The 15,864-nt window shown below is 63.0% G+C and carries 10 protein-coding genes; 7 read left to right on the forward strand and 3 right to left on the reverse strand.

The window, feature by feature from the left end:
- Positions 1-126: 126 nt before the first annotated feature.
- Positions 127-1,083, forward strand: a complete 957-nt coding sequence (locus AC3WMU_RS13850) for a GlxA family transcriptional regulator (RefSeq protein ID WP_088591055.1) — start codon at positions 127-129, stop codon at positions 1,081-1,083.
- A gap of 13 nt (positions 1,084-1,096) precedes the next feature.
- Here AC3WMU_RS13850 and cheD read toward each other — a convergent pair whose 3' ends face one another.
- From cheD to AC3WMU_RS13865, 3 genes are all read right to left on the reverse strand, one after another.
- Complete coding sequence (gene cheD, locus AC3WMU_RS13855; RefSeq protein WP_006222511.1) at positions 1,097-1,846, reverse strand: chemoreceptor glutamine deamidase CheD; 750 nt, start codon at positions 1,844-1,846, stop codon at positions 1,097-1,099.
- Positions 1,847-2,257: 411 nt separating this feature from the next.
- The gene (locus tag AC3WMU_RS13860; protein ID WP_492282503.1) at positions 2,258-3,166 is read right to left on the reverse strand and encodes a cell division protein FtsX; all 909 of its coding nucleotides are present in this window, start codon (positions 3,164-3,166) and stop codon (positions 2,258-2,260) included.
- Entirely contained in the window at positions 3,163-3,924 is a 762-nt protein-coding gene (locus AC3WMU_RS13865; RefSeq protein WP_424625520.1) for a cell division ATP-binding protein FtsE, read from the reverse strand. The genes AC3WMU_RS13860 and AC3WMU_RS13865 overlap by 4 nt, the downstream gene beginning before the upstream one ends.
- Positions 3,925-4,249: 325 nt before the next feature.
- Here AC3WMU_RS13865 and AC3WMU_RS13870 point away from each other — a divergent pair, with 325 nt between their 5' ends.
- The 6 genes from AC3WMU_RS13870 to AC3WMU_RS13895 all read left to right on the forward strand — a co-directional run bounded on the left by AC3WMU_RS13870 (position 4,250) and on the right by AC3WMU_RS13895 (position 15,831).
- Entirely contained in the window at positions 4,250-5,266 is a 1,017-nt protein-coding gene (locus AC3WMU_RS13870; protein WP_315845268.1) for an amino acid ABC transporter substrate-binding protein, read from the forward strand.
- A 129-nt stretch (positions 5,267-5,395) separates the two neighbouring features.
- Positions 5,396-6,586, forward strand: coding sequence for an amino acid ABC transporter permease (locus tag AC3WMU_RS13875; RefSeq protein ID WP_088591051.1), 1,191 nt, complete (start codon positions 5,396-5,398; stop codon positions 6,584-6,586).
- A gap of 1 nt (position 6,587) precedes the next feature.
- Positions 6,588-7,688, forward strand: coding sequence for an amino acid ABC transporter permease (locus AC3WMU_RS13880; protein WP_315140743.1), 1,101 nt, complete (start codon positions 6,588-6,590; stop codon positions 7,686-7,688).
- 60 nt (positions 7,689-7,748) lie between these two features.
- Positions 7,749-8,489, forward strand: coding sequence for an amino acid ABC transporter ATP-binding protein (locus AC3WMU_RS13885; RefSeq protein WP_006222505.1), 741 nt, complete (start codon positions 7,749-7,751; stop codon positions 8,487-8,489).
- A 214-nt stretch (positions 8,490-8,703) separates the two neighbouring features.
- Positions 8,704-9,720 carry a Bug family tripartite tricarboxylate transporter substrate binding protein gene (locus tag AC3WMU_RS13890; RefSeq protein ID WP_454678154.1) on the forward strand — a complete coding sequence of 339 codons (1,017 nt, stop codon included), beginning with the start codon at positions 8,704-8,706 and terminating at the stop codon, positions 9,718-9,720.
- A 363-nt stretch (positions 9,721-10,083) separates the two neighbouring features.
- A complete protein-coding gene (locus AC3WMU_RS13895) occupies positions 10,084-15,831 on the forward strand; it encodes a CHAT domain-containing protein (RefSeq protein WP_492282504.1) in 5,748 nt (1,915 codons plus the stop codon).
- Positions 15,832-15,864 lie beyond the last annotated feature (33 nt).

Below are 15,864 nucleotides of genomic sequence, written 5' to 3' on the forward strand. Positions count from 1 at the left end.
GTGGTTTCCGGCCGCGATGCCGCGTTTTCAGGCCAGGCTGGTGCGCGGGGCCATGCCGCAGCCCTGGCGGTCGGCTAAGGTAGCGTTTTGTGCGTCCACCGCCGTTCCGCCTGCTAACGATTTCCCATGAAAACCGTCGCTATCGTCGTTTTTCCCGGCGTGCAGTCGCTGGATGTCAGCGGGCCGCTGGACGTGTTCGCCGAAGCCAACCGCTTCCTGTTGCCCGCCCAGCATTACCAGCTGGAACTGATCGGCCTGACGCGCGGCACCGTGCCCTGTTCCAACGGCATGGCACTGCTGCCGCAGCGCCATTACGCGGACGTGGCCGATCCCCCCGACCTGCTGTTGGTGGCGGGCGGGCCGGCCTTGCCCGGGCAGCGCGAACCCGATGACGCCCTGGCCTGGCTGCGCGCGATGTGCCTGCGCGCGCCGCGCTATGGCTCCATCTGCAACGGCACCTTCCTGTTGGCGCGCGCCGGCCTGCTGCAGGACGCCACCGTCACCACGCATTGGAACGATGCGCCGGCCCTGGCGGCGCGCTACCCCGCGCTGCGGGTCGAGGCAGACCGGCTATACGTGCAGGACGGGCGCCTGCATACGTCGGCGGGCGTGACGGCGGGCATCGACCTGGCGCTGTATCTGCTGGCGCAGGACGTCGGGCAGGATGTCGCCCTGAATGTGGCCAAGCGGCTGGTGGTGTTCACGCAGCGCGCGGGCGGGCAATCGCAGTTCAGCCCGTTCCTGACGCCGTTCGTGGAAGAGACGTCGGCCGTCGCGCAGGTGCAGCAACACGTGCTGGGCCACCTGGACGCGGACCTTGGGTTGGATGCGTTGGCGGCCGTGGCCAACATGAGCCGCCGCAACTTTTCGCGGGTCTTCCTGCGCGATGCGGGGGTGACGCCGGCCGAGTTCGTCGAACGCGTGCGGGTGGATGCGGCGCGGGCGCGCCTGGAGCGCGAGGCGCGGCCGCTGAAGACCGTGGCCTACGAATGCGGCTTTCGCGATGCGCGGCATCTGCGCGAAGTGTTCACGCGGCGGCTGGGCGTGTCGCCCAGCCAGTACCGCGCAAGCTTCGGGTTCTAAGGCGGCGCGCGCCTCAGGTGTCGGTGGTTTCCGATTTGCGCAGCCGGCTCAGCGCGGTGTCGAAGCGTTCGACGCCAGGGCGGGCCGGGCGGTCGAAGCGCTCTACCCCAGGGCGCGCCGCGGGCTTGTCGAAACGTTCCACCCCGGGCCGGGTGAAGCGCTCGACGCGCGGCGGGCTTTGCGTCTTGGCCTGCACGCTCTGGGCCGCCGCCTGCTCGCGCTTGGCGATGATTTCTTCGGCGCGTTGATGGTGCGGGGCCATCTTGCGCACCATCACCCGGCCGTCGCGCGGGAAGTAGTTGATGCGGCGGGCGTGCACGTCGCCCAGATCCTGCGCCTTGACCGGGATGCCTTCGGTCTTCAGGTAGTTCAGGACGAATTCGCCGTTGCGTTCGCCGATGTTCATCTGCTGCATGGCGCTCAGCACCGCGCCGCCGCCGAACACCTTGGCTTCCAGGCGGTCGCGCACGGCGCCCGCCTTCAGCAGTTCGTTGATCAGCACTTCCATCGCGAAGGCGCCATAGCGCATCGTGGCCGAGGCAGGCGACTGCATGTCGCCTTCCGGCAACATGAAATGGTTCATGCCGCCCACGCCGGTGACCGGATCGTGGATGCAGGCGGCGACACACGACCCGAGTACGGTCGAGATCATCAGGTCTTCGTCGGTGACGTAGTACTCGTTGGGGAGTACTTTCACCGCCTGACACTGGAACGCGCTATCGAAATAGTGGCGCGTTGCACGGGCTTCAAGACGGGCGACCATGGGACTTAAGGGGCAAGAACAGCGATTGGGACACGAAGGACGGCGCTCGGCAAAACAATGAATGTTTCAAAAAGTGTAAAAAAATGTCGCTTTATTCTTGCATATCCCAGCTTACAACGGGGGAAATGCTTGTAACGGCGACGGTGCGATACGTCCCTGATTTTTAACGCTCTTTCTCGCGGTTTCCTTTTTTGCAGGGTGGACAGCCTGTAGGCCAGGCACCTGCAGGCGCCTGCGGCCGTTCACCCGGACGGCTTGCAATCATCGTACCCGGGCGGATAGCACGCCTTTCCCCGGATCACGGGGAGGAACGGGCTTCATACGTGGCTTTAGGCGGGGTTTTCAGTGGCGGCGGCCTGCGCCGGTTCCCAAGGCGCGGGGCATCGGGAACCGGGCCGCAACGCGGCAGCGTCAGAAGCGCGTACTGCGCGTGACCGACCAGCGGGCCGACAGCGCGCCCAGGGCGGCCGAGGCCACCACGGCGGTGATCAGCACCGACGCGCCGGGAAGGTGAAGGGCAAATTCGGCGCCGTAGCTGCGGGCCAGCCCCAGCAGGGCGTCGTTCAGCGGCGACAGCGCGATGGCCGCAACCCCGATGGCCAGCAGCGAGGCCACGGCGCCCGACAGCGCGCCCAGATACAGGAACGGCCGGCGCACGAACGATTCGGTGGCGCCGACCAGGCGGGCCACGCCGATTTCCTCGCGCTGGGAGAGCGCCTGCATGCGTACCGTGTTGAACACGGTGGCCAGCACCACGACCGCCACGCAGGCGGCCAGGAAGCCCAGGCCGATTCGGGCAAACCGCAAGATGGCTTCCAACCGCTGCACCCAGGCGCTATCGAGCTGCACCAGGTCCACGTGGTTCCATTGCTTCCAGGCGCCCGCCAGCTTGTCGGCGCGCCCGGCCAGATTGTCGCCATCGGCCAGCGTCACGACCACGGCGTCCGGCAAGGGATTGCCCGGCAGCACGGCCAGCGCCTGCTGCCAGGCGGGGTTGGCACGCAGGTCGGCCAGCGCGGCGTCGCGCCCCACGACACGCACGGCGCGCACGTCTTGCGAATACTCGTCCTTGATGCGCTTGGCCACGTCGGCGGCGGCGCCCGCTGGCGCGTCCACGCGCATGAACACGGTGACTTCGGGCGTGACGGACATTTCGCGCGCCACGGGCTGGACCGACACCAGGATGGCGCTGCCGAGCAAGGGCAGGGCCAGTGCCAGGGCCATGACCAGCAGGTTGGCCAGAGATGAGAACGGCTGCTTGGCCAGGCGGCGCAGGGTGACCATCAGCGCGTAGCGGTGTTGCCGCAACCAGGCGTTCATGCGGGCTCTCCCGGATGGCCAAAGCCGGGCTCGGCGCGGCCGCCGCCCGTGCGGACCGGGGCGGCCTGGGCCTGCCCAGCGTCGGGCGGAGGCGCGGTGCCAGCGGAATCGGCGAACTTGCCCGGGTCGATGCGCAAGGTGCGCGTGGCGTAGCGCGCCATGAGGTCCTGGTCGTGCGAGGCGATCAGCGTCGTCACGCCGACGCGGTTGAAGTCGCGGAACACGTTCATGATGCGTTGCGCGTTGTCGTGGTCAAGGTTGGCGGTGGGTTCGTCCGCGATCAGGATGGCCGGCCGGTTCACGATGGCCCGCGCGATCGCCAGGCGTTGCTGTTCGCCGCCAGACAGTTCGATGGGGTTCAGGTCTTCCTTGCCGGACAGGCCCACCTTGTCGAGCGCGGCGCGGGCACGCGCGGCGGCCGAATCCCAGGGCTGCCCCTGGACGGCCAGCGGCAGCATCACGTTTTCGAACGCGCTTCGATCGAACAACAGGTGGGTGTCTTGCAGGATGACGCCCACGGCGCGGCGCAGATACGGCCGGGCGCGCGCGGGCAGCTTGTCCAGCCGCTGGCCGTTGACCTGGATGGATCCCCGGCTGGCGGGCTCCAGCCCGCCGATCAGCTTGAGCAGCGTGGACTTACCGGCGCCGGACGGCCCCGATACGAAAACGAATTCTCCCGCGCTGACGCGGAAGTTGATGTCGGCCAGAATATTGCGGCCGCGACCATATGATTTGAATACGTGTTGGAATTCGATCATGGCGGCTGTCAGATGAAGCCGCAATAGTAACTCGGGGACAGTAAGGTGGCCTAAGCCTCTTGGTGGGCAGGCTGTGAAAAAGCGTATCCATGTGACCGGTCGGACACGTTTTCGCCAGAACGAAATGAATGCGTCTTGGGACAAATCCGACGCGCTAAAACACGTCCCCGTTTTCGTACGAAAACAACGTTTGATTTCGCCAGTGTCCCTATATTTCAAGGGAATTCCCGGATGCGCCGCCTGCTGCGCGGACGCTACCATCCGCCCCATGCGTCGGCCCAACCCGGCCCGCGTACGGCTCGATTTATCCCACACGGAGATCACGATGAAAGTACTGAAACTCGCTGCTATTGGCGCGGCACTGTTTGCTGCATCCGCGGCCGCCAATGCGGGCGCGACCTTCGATAATGTCAAAAAGAAAGGGTTTGTCCAATGCGGCGTGTCGACGGGCATTCCGGGTTTCTCGATCGCCGACAGCAAGGGTGAATACAAGGGCATCGACGTGGACCTGTGCCGCGCCATCGCCTCCACGATGTTCGGCGACGCCACCAAGGTCAAGTTCACTCCGCTGAACACGCAGCAACGCTTCACCGCGCTGCAGTCGGGCGAAGTCGACGTGCTGACCCGCAACACCACCGTGACGCTGACGCGTGACACGACGCTGGGCCTGATCGGCGTGGGCGTGAACTACTACGACTCGCAAGGCGTCATGGTCTCCAAGGACCTGAACGTCAAGAGCGCCAAGGAACTGAACGGCGCCACCATCTGCGTGCAGCCGGGCACCACCACCGAACTGAACCTGGCTGACTGGTTCCGTGGTCAGAAGATCGAATTCAAGCCTGTCGTGATCGACAAGTACGACGAAATCATCCGCGCCTTCTCGGCCGGCCGCTGCGATGCCTTCACGACCGACAAGTCGCAGCTGGCTTCCACGCGCACCACGCTGGAGAACCCGGACAAGTTCATCATCCTGCCGGAAGACTTCTCCAAGGAGCCGCTGGGTCCCATGGTCCGCCAGGGTGACGAGCAATGGTTCAACGTGGTCCGCTGGTCGCTGAACGCCATGCTGGAAGCCGAGGAATACGGCATCACCAAGGCGAACGTAGAAGAAATGGCCAAGAGCCCCAACCCGAACATCCAGCGCATCCTGGGCGTGACCCCGGGCATGGGCAAGAACCTGGGCGTGGATGACAAGTGGGCCTACAACATCATCAAGAACGTGGGCAACTACGGTGAAAGCTTCGAAAGCACGCTGGGCAAGAACAGCGCGATGAAGCTGGAACGCGGTCTGAACGCGTCGTACAAGCAGGGCGGTTTGATGTACGGCTGGCCGGTGCGCTAACACACGGCTGCCTGGCAAAACGGAGCCTCGGGCTCCGTTTTGCCTAGCCCGCCATAGAGCGGGCGGCAGGAGTGGGGGGCGTGGCCTTGCCGGCTTTGCCACCCGGTGTACGACTTCTGTAGATTCAACATGACGACTTCCAATAAAAACGCCCCGATTTCGGCGCCCCGCCGGCGGCTGAACTGGAACGACCCCGGCGTGCGCTCCGTGGTCTACCAGGTGCTTGCGCTGGCAGCGGTCGCCTGGGCCGTGTGGTTCCTGGTTTCGAACACGCTTCACAACCTGTCCGTGCGCAACATCGCCACGGGGTTCGGGTTCCTGAACCGCGAAGCCGGGTTCGCGATCGGCGAAACGCCCATCGCCTACACCCCCGCAAACGATTACGGCCGCGCCATCCTGGTGGGCCTGCTCAATACCCTTCGCGTTGCCGTCATCGGCATCGTGCTGGCAACCATTCTCGGCACCCTGATCGGCATCGGCCGCCTGTCCAAGAACTGGCTGGTGGCCAAGATCACGTCGGTGTATGTCGAGGTGATGCGCAACGTGCCGCTGCTGTTGCAGCTGTTCTTCTGGTACGCGCTGATCACGGAAAACATGCCGGGCCCGCGCCAGGCGCACAACCCGCTGCCGGGCGTCTTCATTTCCAACCGCGGCCTGAAAGTGCCCGGCCTGGAAGGCAACTCGCTGGACTGGATGCTGGCCGGACTGGGACTGGCCATCGTGGCCATCATCTTCCTGGGCCATTACGGCAAGAAGCGCCATGAGGCCACGGGCCACATGTTCCCGCTGGGCCGCTGGGCCATCGGCCTCTTGATCGGACTGCCGTTCATCGGCTGGCTGGTCAGCGGCGCGTCGCTGACGCTGGACATGCCGGAATTGAAGGGCTTCAACTTCTCGGGCGGTTTGACGCTGTCACCGGAATTCGCCGCGTTGCTGGCGGGCCTGGTGATCTACACGTCGGCGTTCATCGCCGAAGTGGTGCGGTCGGGCATCCAGGCGGTGAACAACGGCCAGTGGGAAGCCGCCGGTTCGCTGGGCCTGCGCAGAAAGCAGGTGCTGCGCCTGGTGATCCTGCCGCAGGCGCTGCGCGTGATCATCCCCCCGATGACCAGCCAGTACCTCAACCTGACGAAGAACAGCTCGCTGGCGGTCGCCATCGGCTATCCGGACATCGTGTCGGTGGTCAACACCACGCTGAACCAGACGGGCCAGGCGATCGAGGGCATCCTCATCATCATGGGCGCGTACCTCACGGTCAGCCTGTCGATCTCGATATTCATGAACTGGTACAACAAGCGCATCGCGCTGGTGGAGCGTTGAGATGAGCAGCACTACGCATACCCCCAGCGAAGGCCTGCCGCCGCCCAGCACACACGTGGGCGCATGGGCATGGCTCAAATCCCGCCTGTTCTCGTCGCCGCTGAACATCCTCATCACGGTACTGCTTGCGTGGTTCCTGTTGATGGCGGTGCCGGCACTGGTGGAATGGGCATTCATCAAAGCCAACTTCAACGCGACGAGCGCTCAGGAATGCCGTGCTTCGGGCGGCGCATGCTGGGCGTTCATCATCGAGAAGCACCGGCTGATCCTGTTCGGCACCTATCCGTTCGATGAGCAATGGCGTCCGCTGATCGCCACCATCATCCTGGTGGCGGTGATCGTCTGCAGCGGCATCCGCCGTTTCTGGAACTGGAAGCTGGCCGTCATCTGGACCGTGGGCCTGACCGCGGTGGCGCTCCTGATGTGGGGCGGTGTGTTCGGCCTGACCTATGTGGAAAATGCACGCTGGGGCGGTCTGCCGCTCACGCTGATCCTGTCCACGTTCGGCATCGCCTTCGCGTTCCCCATCGGCGTGCTGCTGGCCCTGGGCCGGCGTTCGAAGATGCCGGCCATCAAGGCGTTGTGCGTCGTGTACATCGAATTGATCCGCGGCGTGCCGCTGATCAGCCTGCTGTTCATGTCGTCGGTGATGCTGCCCTTGTTCCTGCCGGAAGGCTTTTCCATCGACAAGCTGTTGCGCGCGCAGATCGCCATCATCATGTTCGCCGCGGCCTACATCGCGGAAACGGTGCGCGGCGGCTTGCAGGCCATCCCGAAGGGACAGTACGAAGGCGCGGATTCGCTGGGCCTTAACTACTGGCAGCAGATGCGCAAGATCATCCTGCCGCAGGCGCTGAAGATCGTGATCCCGCCGCTGGTCAGCATTTTCATCGCGCTGTTCAAGGACACGTCACTGGTGGTGATCATCGGCATCTTCGACCTGACGCTGGCAGCCAAGGCGGCCTTGTCCGACGCGGCATGGCGCGGATTCGGCGTGGAGGCGTATCTCTTCATCTCGCTGATCTACTTCGTGTTCTGCTTTTCCATGTCCAAGTACAGTCAGGCGCTTGAAAAACGTCTTGCGACTGATCACAAACGCTAGCCAATGCCACGCGTCCGCCGCAAGGCGGGCGCGCACAGCGATATTTACGGGAGTACAGGCATGTCCGATGCCATTATTCGTTTGCAGGACGTGAACAAGTGGTATGGCCAGTTCCACGTGTTGCGCAACATCAACCTGGACGTGGCGCAAGGCGAGCGCATCGTGGTGTGCGGCCCCTCGGGGTCGGGCAAGTCCACGATGATCCGCTGCATCAACCGTCTGGAAGAGCACCAGAAAGGCCACATCATCGTGGACGGCACGGAGCTCACCAATGATCTGAAGCACATCGAGACGATCCGCAAGGACGTGGGCATGGTGTTCCAGCACTTCAACCTGTTCCCGCATCTGACGGTGCTGGAAAACCTGACGCTGGGCCCCATGTGGGTGCTGAAGAAGCCGCGCGCGGAAGCCGAGGCGACGGCCATGAAGTACCTGGAGCGCGTGCGCATTCCGGAACAGGCCAAGAAGTTTCCCGGGCAGTTGTCGGGCGGCCAGCAACAGCGCGTCGCAATCGCGCGTTCGCTGTGCATGAACCCCAAGATCATGCTGTTTGATGAGCCCACGTCGGCGCTTGACCCGGAAATGGTCAAGGAAGTGCTGGACGTGATGGTCAGCCTGGCCCAGGAAAGCGGCATGACGATGATTTGCGTGACCCACGAAATGGGCTTCGCGCGCAAGGTCGCCAACCGTGTGATCTTCATGGACCGCGGCGAGATCATCGAGCAAAACAGCCCGGACGAGTTCTTCGACAACCCGCAGAACGACCGGACCAAGCTCTTCTTGAGCCAGATTTTGCACTGATCGCAGGAACCCCGCGTTCTCAAGCACCCCAAGCGTTGGACACAGGTCCGGCGCTTGGGGTGTTTTTCATGGTGCCGGCCCCCCGCGTGAAGACTGAATTTCAGGGAATCGCGGGAACTTCGGGGGAAGTTCAGGCGTATCTCTTTGTTACGTCAGTCTGCTCCCTGCGGTATGCTACTGACCGCTATCGATCCGGAGTGAGGAGAACAACATGATGACGACAACCCCCCGCCGCGCTATGCGCCGCGCACTGCTGCAAGGCGCCGTGGCGCTTGCCGCCACCCTGCCTTTCGGCGCGCCCGCCCTGGCGCAAGCCACTGATTTCCCGACGAAGCCGATCCGCTTCGTCGTGCCTTACCCGCCCGGCGGCCCGCTGGACACCATGGCCCGCATGCTGGCCGAAAAGGTGCGCGGTTCGCTCGGCCAGGCCGTGATCGTGGAAAACCGCTCGGGCGCAGGCGGCAACATTGGCGCCGACCTAGTGGCCAAGGCGCCGGCCGACGGCTACACGCTGGTGATGGGTGCGGTGGCCACGCATGCGATCAACCCCTGGTTGTTCGCCAATCTGCCGTACGACCCCGTGAAGGATTTCGCGCCAGTCACGATCGTGGCCTCGGTGCCGAACGTGCTGGTGATGAACGTGGAGTTCGCCGAGAAGAACAACATCAAGACGCTGGCCGATCTGATCGAGTACGCGAAGAAGAACCCGGGCAAGCTGAACTACGGTTCGGGCGGCAACGGCAGTGCAGGCCATTTGTCGGGTGAGCTGCTGAAGGCGCGCGCGGGCATCAATGTCGAGCACATTCCTTACCAGGGTGCGGCGCCGGCGCAGTTGGCGCTGCTGTCGGGCCAGTCCGATTTCATGTTCGACAATCTGGCGGCCTCAGCGCCGTTGATCAAGGACGGCAAGGTGAAGGCCTTGGCCGTGACGACGGCGAAGCGCTCGTCGTTGCTGGCGGATGTGCCGACGGTCGAGGAGTCGGGGGTCAAGGGCTTTGACCTTGGCACGTGGTTCGGGGTGTTCACGACCGGTGGCACGCCGGCGCCTGTGGTGGCGAAGCTGAACAAGGCTTATTCGGAAGCGATGCAGCAGCCGGATGTGAAGCAGCGCCTGTTGACCATGGGGTCGGAGGCGGGGCCGATGACTTCTGAGGCGTTTGCTGAATTCGTTAAGGGCGAGAAGGCGAAGTATCAGGAGATCGTTAAGATTTCTGGGGCTAGTTTGAATTGATTGGTGTTCCTCGGCGGGGGGCGCAAGTTCTTGAGGCCCCCGCCGCATCGTTGAACCGAAGTGCCTGGGTCAATGATGCGGTTCGGACTTTTCGCTCCGGACCTTCTCCCCCATTCGTCGTAACCGGCGCCAAGCGGGGCACTAGCGCAGCATTTCCAGTGCAGCAGCATCACGGCGCTACCTGGATTGTGGTTTAAGCTCCTTCGACTGACGCGGGCAGACTAATTCAACGCAGGTGGCGCTTATCCACCACCGCGCCAGCCGTGATCGGACAGCCGTCCAGATCCGGGCAGAAAGGTAGGTTGCTTCAAGCCAATACCTATTGGCGGATGTTCATTCGTTGCGCCCGGAAGGAGCGTGGCTATGCATAGGCAACTAGTCGGCGTGGTGTATCCGGACAACTTCCGCTTGCGGCGTGCACGGACGCAGCCATCGCTCCTGTGCGTCTGGCTGGGCTTGACGTTCGTATTGCTCTCTGTCTTGTCTGTAGCCGGCGCGTGGGCCGCCGTGGGATTGCCGGGGCCGTCTACGTTGCCGCTGCGCGAAGCGTGTGAAAGTTCGACGCAACCGCCGCAATCCGCCCGTTGCCTGCTGGATGACGTCTATCGATTGGGGCAGATAGCTGCTCGCGATCCCGCCCATCTCGCGCAATACCAGACCCGAGCCGTGCAAGTGCATGAAATGCTCGAAGGCATGCCGGCGATTTCTGAAGCGCTCAAGCAGGAAGCAGCCTTCGCCGTCACTATGTGGGGCGCCGATGATGAGGGCACCGGGACGCTACTGGAAGACACTCGCAAAGCGGTTTGTGCGCCGACCGTTTCGCAGCATGCCGATGCGGCGGAGCGATCGGTTGCTGCGCGATGCACGCTGGTGCAGATGCTGGAGTATTTCAGTCGGGAGGAGTTTCAGCAGATAGTGCAATCCTGGGAGGACTTCTCCCAGCGTGCTTCGTCTTCCGAGGCGACCGGTTGGCGGGAGGGTAATCCTCCCGACGCCGTGGGCGTCAATGCCATGGTCCGCGCCACGTATGCCACGGCCATCGCGCCGGATGAGCCGGCCAAGGCGGGTTCCATCCTGCTGGAATCCATGATTCGCACGATGGAAGACGGTCCACGCGCGGACTATATGGCGGCGACCGTCGTTGCTCAAGCAGCCAGCTACGCCTTGAGCGCAGGAGCAATCGGCGACGTTCCATTGTGGGAGTTGGAGCCGGCAATCGCGCAAGTACTCTGGATTACGGACCTGCATTTCAATACGGAAAGCGCGGTTGCCCGTGACTTGGCGGGCTCCTTGGCGGGGTTCTACGCAAGAAGCGCCGAGCCCATGTATGGTCTGCCGTTGCCGATACGGGAGTCGGCCCAGCACAAAGGCGCGCGCTTGGTAGCGCGTCTTTATCAAACCGCAGTGAATGATTCCGATGCCGAGGTGCGCCATGTTCAGCTTAAGGAAGTGGTCGCGCTGTTCGAGCATCTGGGACTACCCGAGCAGGCGCTTGAAGCAACAGCCTCCCTGCGGATGGAGGAAATGGGCGGCGCATCGACGGACACCGCCGGTCTCGAAGATATAGGCGTTCTTATCGCACTGAACAACGTGCCTGGCGGGAAGGCGCAGTCGCTGAGTGTTGCGCGCCGCCTGGTTCCAGTCCTGCAGGACATGCCTGATGAAACCCCGGGCTTGCCCCATGCCTTGTTGCAGGTTGTGAATGTTCTGATGGTTGCACCTCCCGCCGACACACCGTGCGAACGCCGCCAGGTCTATTCCGAACTTCGCGCGATGAACGAGCGTGGTAGAAGGCTAACCGAAGCCTTTGGTGCCGACAACGGGGTCGTGCCCGCGCATTTCGAACTGCAGGCCGAAACACTGAAAATCGGGATCCGCGCGGAAGATGCCCTGAATGACTGCAAGGTGTCGGTGTCCATCCCGACAGAGGAAGAAAATCTACGCAGGAAAGTGGAACAGGTGCTGGCTGCTGATAAAAGCGGCGTGGAAGGCTTATCTCTGAAATCCGTTGGCATCCTGTTGATGCAGATCGACCAGCGGTTGGATGCGCTGCGGGGCGGCAACGCGGTGGAACGGTCCGAAGTCCCTGTGCTGTATGCCCTGGCGCAACGGTTGTTCGAGCAGACTGCCTTGCGGGTCAACGACGACGACAAGGGGACCCGTGAAGATTGGGCTGATCTTGTGACGGATATGGCCCGGCTTCGAAGGAACATGGGAGACACGAGCGGCGGGGTCGCTTTGGTCAATGACGCAAGATCGGCGCTTCCGGAAAACCCGGAAGCCCAAGCTTCGATGGCCATTCTGCTGGGGGAGTACCCACGATTGCTTCGACGCGAGGAAGGTACCTTTGCGTTAGACCAACGGACTGTGCTGGCAGTCGTGATTGCGATGGCGGAGCTGGGCGACACACAGGCCGCCATTGCCGGCCTGGATCAACTGGACGACTACGACAAGAGGCGCGGCCAGGAAGCCGTGCTGTATACGCTGCTGGAGCAGGACCTCGATGCGTCCGGGAAAGCCTGGCTAGCCACCTTGCCCGATGATTTATATCGCCAATGGCAGGACCGCCGCTGGCGCCTCCAGGCGTCCCGGCTGGAACCGGAACGCGTGTCGGCCTGGTTGGCCGAAGGCGCTGATCGCGAACGCAGGTGGTACGGCATTCTGGCACTGGCCCGGCACAACAAGTATGGCGAGATCATTGCGGCACTGGAGCGTTGGCAGGACCCCGTACTCCGTGAAAGTGGGGCTTTGGTTCTACTGGAGGCAGGCCAGAAGGACGGAGCCCGGCAGTTGGCCGGGCACCTGGCTCCGGCGCAACAAACGAGGTTTTTCGTGGAATCGGCAACGAAAGATCCCGAGCGCCGTGCGCAATGGCTGGCAGAGGCCATGGATTCCCTGCTGGAAGTCAGCGATTCACCTAGGCGCATGGCGCTTGCGGCAGACCTGCTTTGCGCAGCAGCGCCGGCTGCATCATTGGCCCCTCCCGTGGTCATGGCTCCCGCGCAGCGCACGTTCTTGCGGAATCAGGGTCAGGGAATCTCTGTGAGCGATAGCTTGCGGAAATTGTTCGCGTCCTGCCTGTTCGTTTTCGGTGAAGTCAAGGATGCGCGATCCATCATTAAACAGATCGGCAAACCTGAGGATCGGGTTGACGCTTATCTTAACGTCGCAAGCGAATTCGCGACGCGCGGAAATCGTGACGCCGCAAAGCAGGCTTTGCTCAGCGCACAGCAGGAGCTCAAGGGGCTTGAAGGGGTTACGTTCAGGTTTGGCGTTCAGCGGCTGTACCGGTCCTGGGTATTGGCGGCAGGGCTGGACGACGCTTACGCGGACGCGAAGAAGCGCTTTTCCGTTGATCCGAAGGGCGATGAGGTTGCCAATGCGGCGAATCGGGCGACCTTAGAGTCCGCGGTGGAGGGGCTGATTGAGGGGGCATTGGAAGTGGAGACCGTACCTGTTATCGCGGAGTTGCTTGCGTCCGTGCGGGATGTGCTGGGTCCAGCGAAAATCCGCGCATTGGCGATCCAGACACTCGACAATGTTTCTCGCCAAGACGAGCATAGACAAGTTGCCTTGAGCTTAATTCCCCTGGTGGAGAATTCCGGATTCGACGTCTTGGATAACTCAGATTTCGAGCGCTATGTGCTTGCGTTGGGCAGACTGGGTGATGCCGAGCGGGCCTCAAAACTTGCTGCAAGAACGACGGAAAGGCGGCAACGTGCGGAGCTTCAGGCCGCTCTGGCGGAACGATTGCAAGAGGCGGGAGTCCCCGCGCCGGAGATCGCGGAACTTGCGCGCGAAGCGCTGCGCTCCGCGAAGGAAATCGATGTGGGCTCGGCCAAATTGAAGGGGCTTGCAACGGTGGCCCGGCACGCGGCGAAGGCGGGCGTTGACGACGTTGCGCGCAGCGCCCTGGATCAGATGGTGTCGGCGCGTCGTCTGGTCGCATCGGCAAACGAAATGCTGGCCGAGGCGTTTTCGGCCTTGCGGCAGTTGGCGCCGAATGCCCAGAGCCACCGCGCGCGCCTACAAGTGTTGCATGCGCTCAGGGCCTTTGGGAAACACTACCTCTCCAGGAGGGACGGCCTGGCTGTGCAGCAGGTTCTGGATGCGGTGAGCGGTTATGACCGACACGCAAGGCTAGCGGAAGACGTCCGAAAAATCCGCGAGGAACTGACGCGTGACGGGCCGCTGTTAACCGACCAGCACTACCAGGAAAGCCTCCGCTTCTGGAAAAACATGGCCAGAAACAATCCGCGCGAAACGCTGTGGAATCTTGGACAAATCCCGGCACACGATTTCATTCCTGACGCGTTGGACGCCGGTATCGAGCTCTTTGAATTCGGACTGCGCCTGAGCCGGCAGGAATTGCGAAAATCCGTCGCGGATCCAACGCCCGCAGGCGCCGAGGATCCTGGTGGCCTTTCACTGGTCGATCAGCGCATGGCGGACAAGTTGCTGCTCTTGTTGGCGGAAAAGAACCGGCAGCAGGACGGCGGTGACGCTGAAGCGGCTTTGCGTGCGCTGGAAGTCATTGCCCAGGCGCAGCGTAGCCCGGCGGCGACCGCCTTGCTCAAGGCAGCGATCACGTCCGAGTCTGCGGATGACGGAGCCGGTTTGCGCAGCGAGTTGGCGGCGCGGGAATGGGGCCGTGCAAGGGGACAATTGCTGGACTTGCTGGCACAGTCGGAAAAACCCAAGGCCAAGCTGGGCAGCGAGCTTTCAAAGCTGGGTGACGCGCGCATGCGGTTTGAATCCGACAAGGGCGCAACCGCGGAGCGGGCCAAACGCTACCTGGACATTGTTCAAGCTGCGCAAGACGGCGTTCGAAAAATTCCTGAAGGCCTTCAGGAAGACGAAGCACTGATGGTTTATCGGCTGAATTCCAGCGTCGCGTTGCTGAGCGTCACGACTCGCGACGGAACGAGATTGTTTGATCTGGCAAAGCGGCGCTGGGATGGCGCGCGCGAGGTAAGAGTTGCATCGGCGCGAGTCGGTGCGTCATTGCGCGCTGGCGAAGCGCTGCGGGTCTATGAAAAGAGCGTGTTGCCGGGCGCTATTCCCAAGCACGCGATGTTCGATTTTTCCGCTTCGCATCGTCTCTATGACATGGTGGTGGCGCCGGCGGCATCGCACGTGTTATCCAAGCGCCACTGGATTGTGATCCCCGATGGCGAACTTGCGGCCGTCCCTTTCCAAATGTTGTTGAGTACCGAGTTGCCTCCATCCCCCGAGGTTTCGCAGATCCAGGCCGCATCCTGGCTGGTCCGGGACCATTCGATCACGATCGCGCCATCGGTAGCCGCCATGGTGAGAACCAGCGGCTCCAAGCCGTCGGGCCCGTTGCCTTTCCTGGGTATCGGGGACCCGGTTATCGGCGATTGGACGCCTCACGCATGCGACGGTCCGCTGTCGGTCGCCGACGACACGCGGGCCGCGAGCGGCGTCGCGGCTACCGCCATGTTCGACGCGGCGCTTCCCGACACGGCTTGTCTGTTGCAGGAATTGGCCAAGGAGGCCGGGGCGGGGACGGACGACCTGTATGTAAACCGCCGCGCCCTGGAAGCCTCGATCAAACAACTCTCCGTGGATGAAAGATTGGCGGCATACCGCCGAATTGTGTTTGCGACGCACGGATTGACCGGAGGGCAGTCGAACTATTCGGAAGCGGGGCTGGTGTTGACGCCGCCGGGCGAAAGCACGGCGAACGACGACGGCTATCTGTCGGTGAGTGAGGTCATGGCACTTCGTCTGAATGCCGATCTGGTCGTGTTGTCCGCTTGCGATTCCGCAGGCGGATACAGGGATGGCCGTGACAGCCAGGCGTCTGGTGACATGGACGCTGGTCGTGGCAGCGAGGTGTTCGAGGGGTTGGCCAGTGCCTTTCTGTATGCCGGGGCACGCCATCTATATGTCAGCCATTGGCGAATCGAGGCGCCAGCGGCGTCGAAGTTGATCTCTGCGGCGTTTCGGACATTGGGTACCGGCGGCGGTAGTCGTGAATACGCGGCTGCGCTGCAACGGGCCCAACTCGACTTGCTGCAGGAAGCCCACACGCAGGGCGAGGCCAGCCCATTCTACTGGGCGCCCCTTTCTTCGGTCGGATACTGACCCGCCAGCAAAAAGGGATTGTCGACCGCAATT

It is taken from the genome of Achromobacter sp. FW305-C-13, assembly GCF_058783475.1.

Coding starts and splice junctions, on each gene's coding strand:
- AC3WMU_RS13850 (WP_088591055.1), top strand. CDS start 127: ATGAAAACCGTCGCTATCGTCGTTTTTCCCGGCGTGCAGTCGCTGGAT.
- cheD (WP_006222511.1), bottom strand. CDS start 1,846: ATGGTCGCCCGTCTTGAAGCCCGTGCAACGCGCCACTATTTCGATAGC.
- AC3WMU_RS13860 (WP_492282503.1), bottom strand. CDS start 3,166: ATGAACGCCTGGTTGCGGCAACACCGCTACGCGCTGATGGTCACCCTG.
- AC3WMU_RS13865 (WP_424625520.1), bottom strand. CDS start 3,924: ATGATCGAATTCCAACACGTATTCAAATCATATGGTCGCGGCCGCAAT.
- AC3WMU_RS13870 (WP_315845268.1), top strand. CDS start 4,250: ATGAAAGTACTGAAACTCGCTGCTATTGGCGCGGCACTGTTTGCTGCA.
- AC3WMU_RS13875 (WP_088591051.1), top strand. CDS start 5,396: ATGACGACTTCCAATAAAAACGCCCCGATTTCGGCGCCCCGCCGGCGG.
- AC3WMU_RS13880 (WP_315140743.1), top strand. CDS start 6,588: ATGAGCAGCACTACGCATACCCCCAGCGAAGGCCTGCCGCCGCCCAGC.
- AC3WMU_RS13885 (WP_006222505.1), top strand. CDS start 7,749: ATGTCCGATGCCATTATTCGTTTGCAGGACGTGAACAAGTGGTATGGC.
- AC3WMU_RS13890 (WP_454678154.1), top strand. CDS start 8,704: ATGACGACAACCCCCCGCCGCGCTATGCGCCGCGCACTGCTGCAAGGC.
- AC3WMU_RS13895 (WP_492282504.1), top strand. CDS start 10,084: ATGCATAGGCAACTAGTCGGCGTGGTGTATCCGGACAACTTCCGCTTG.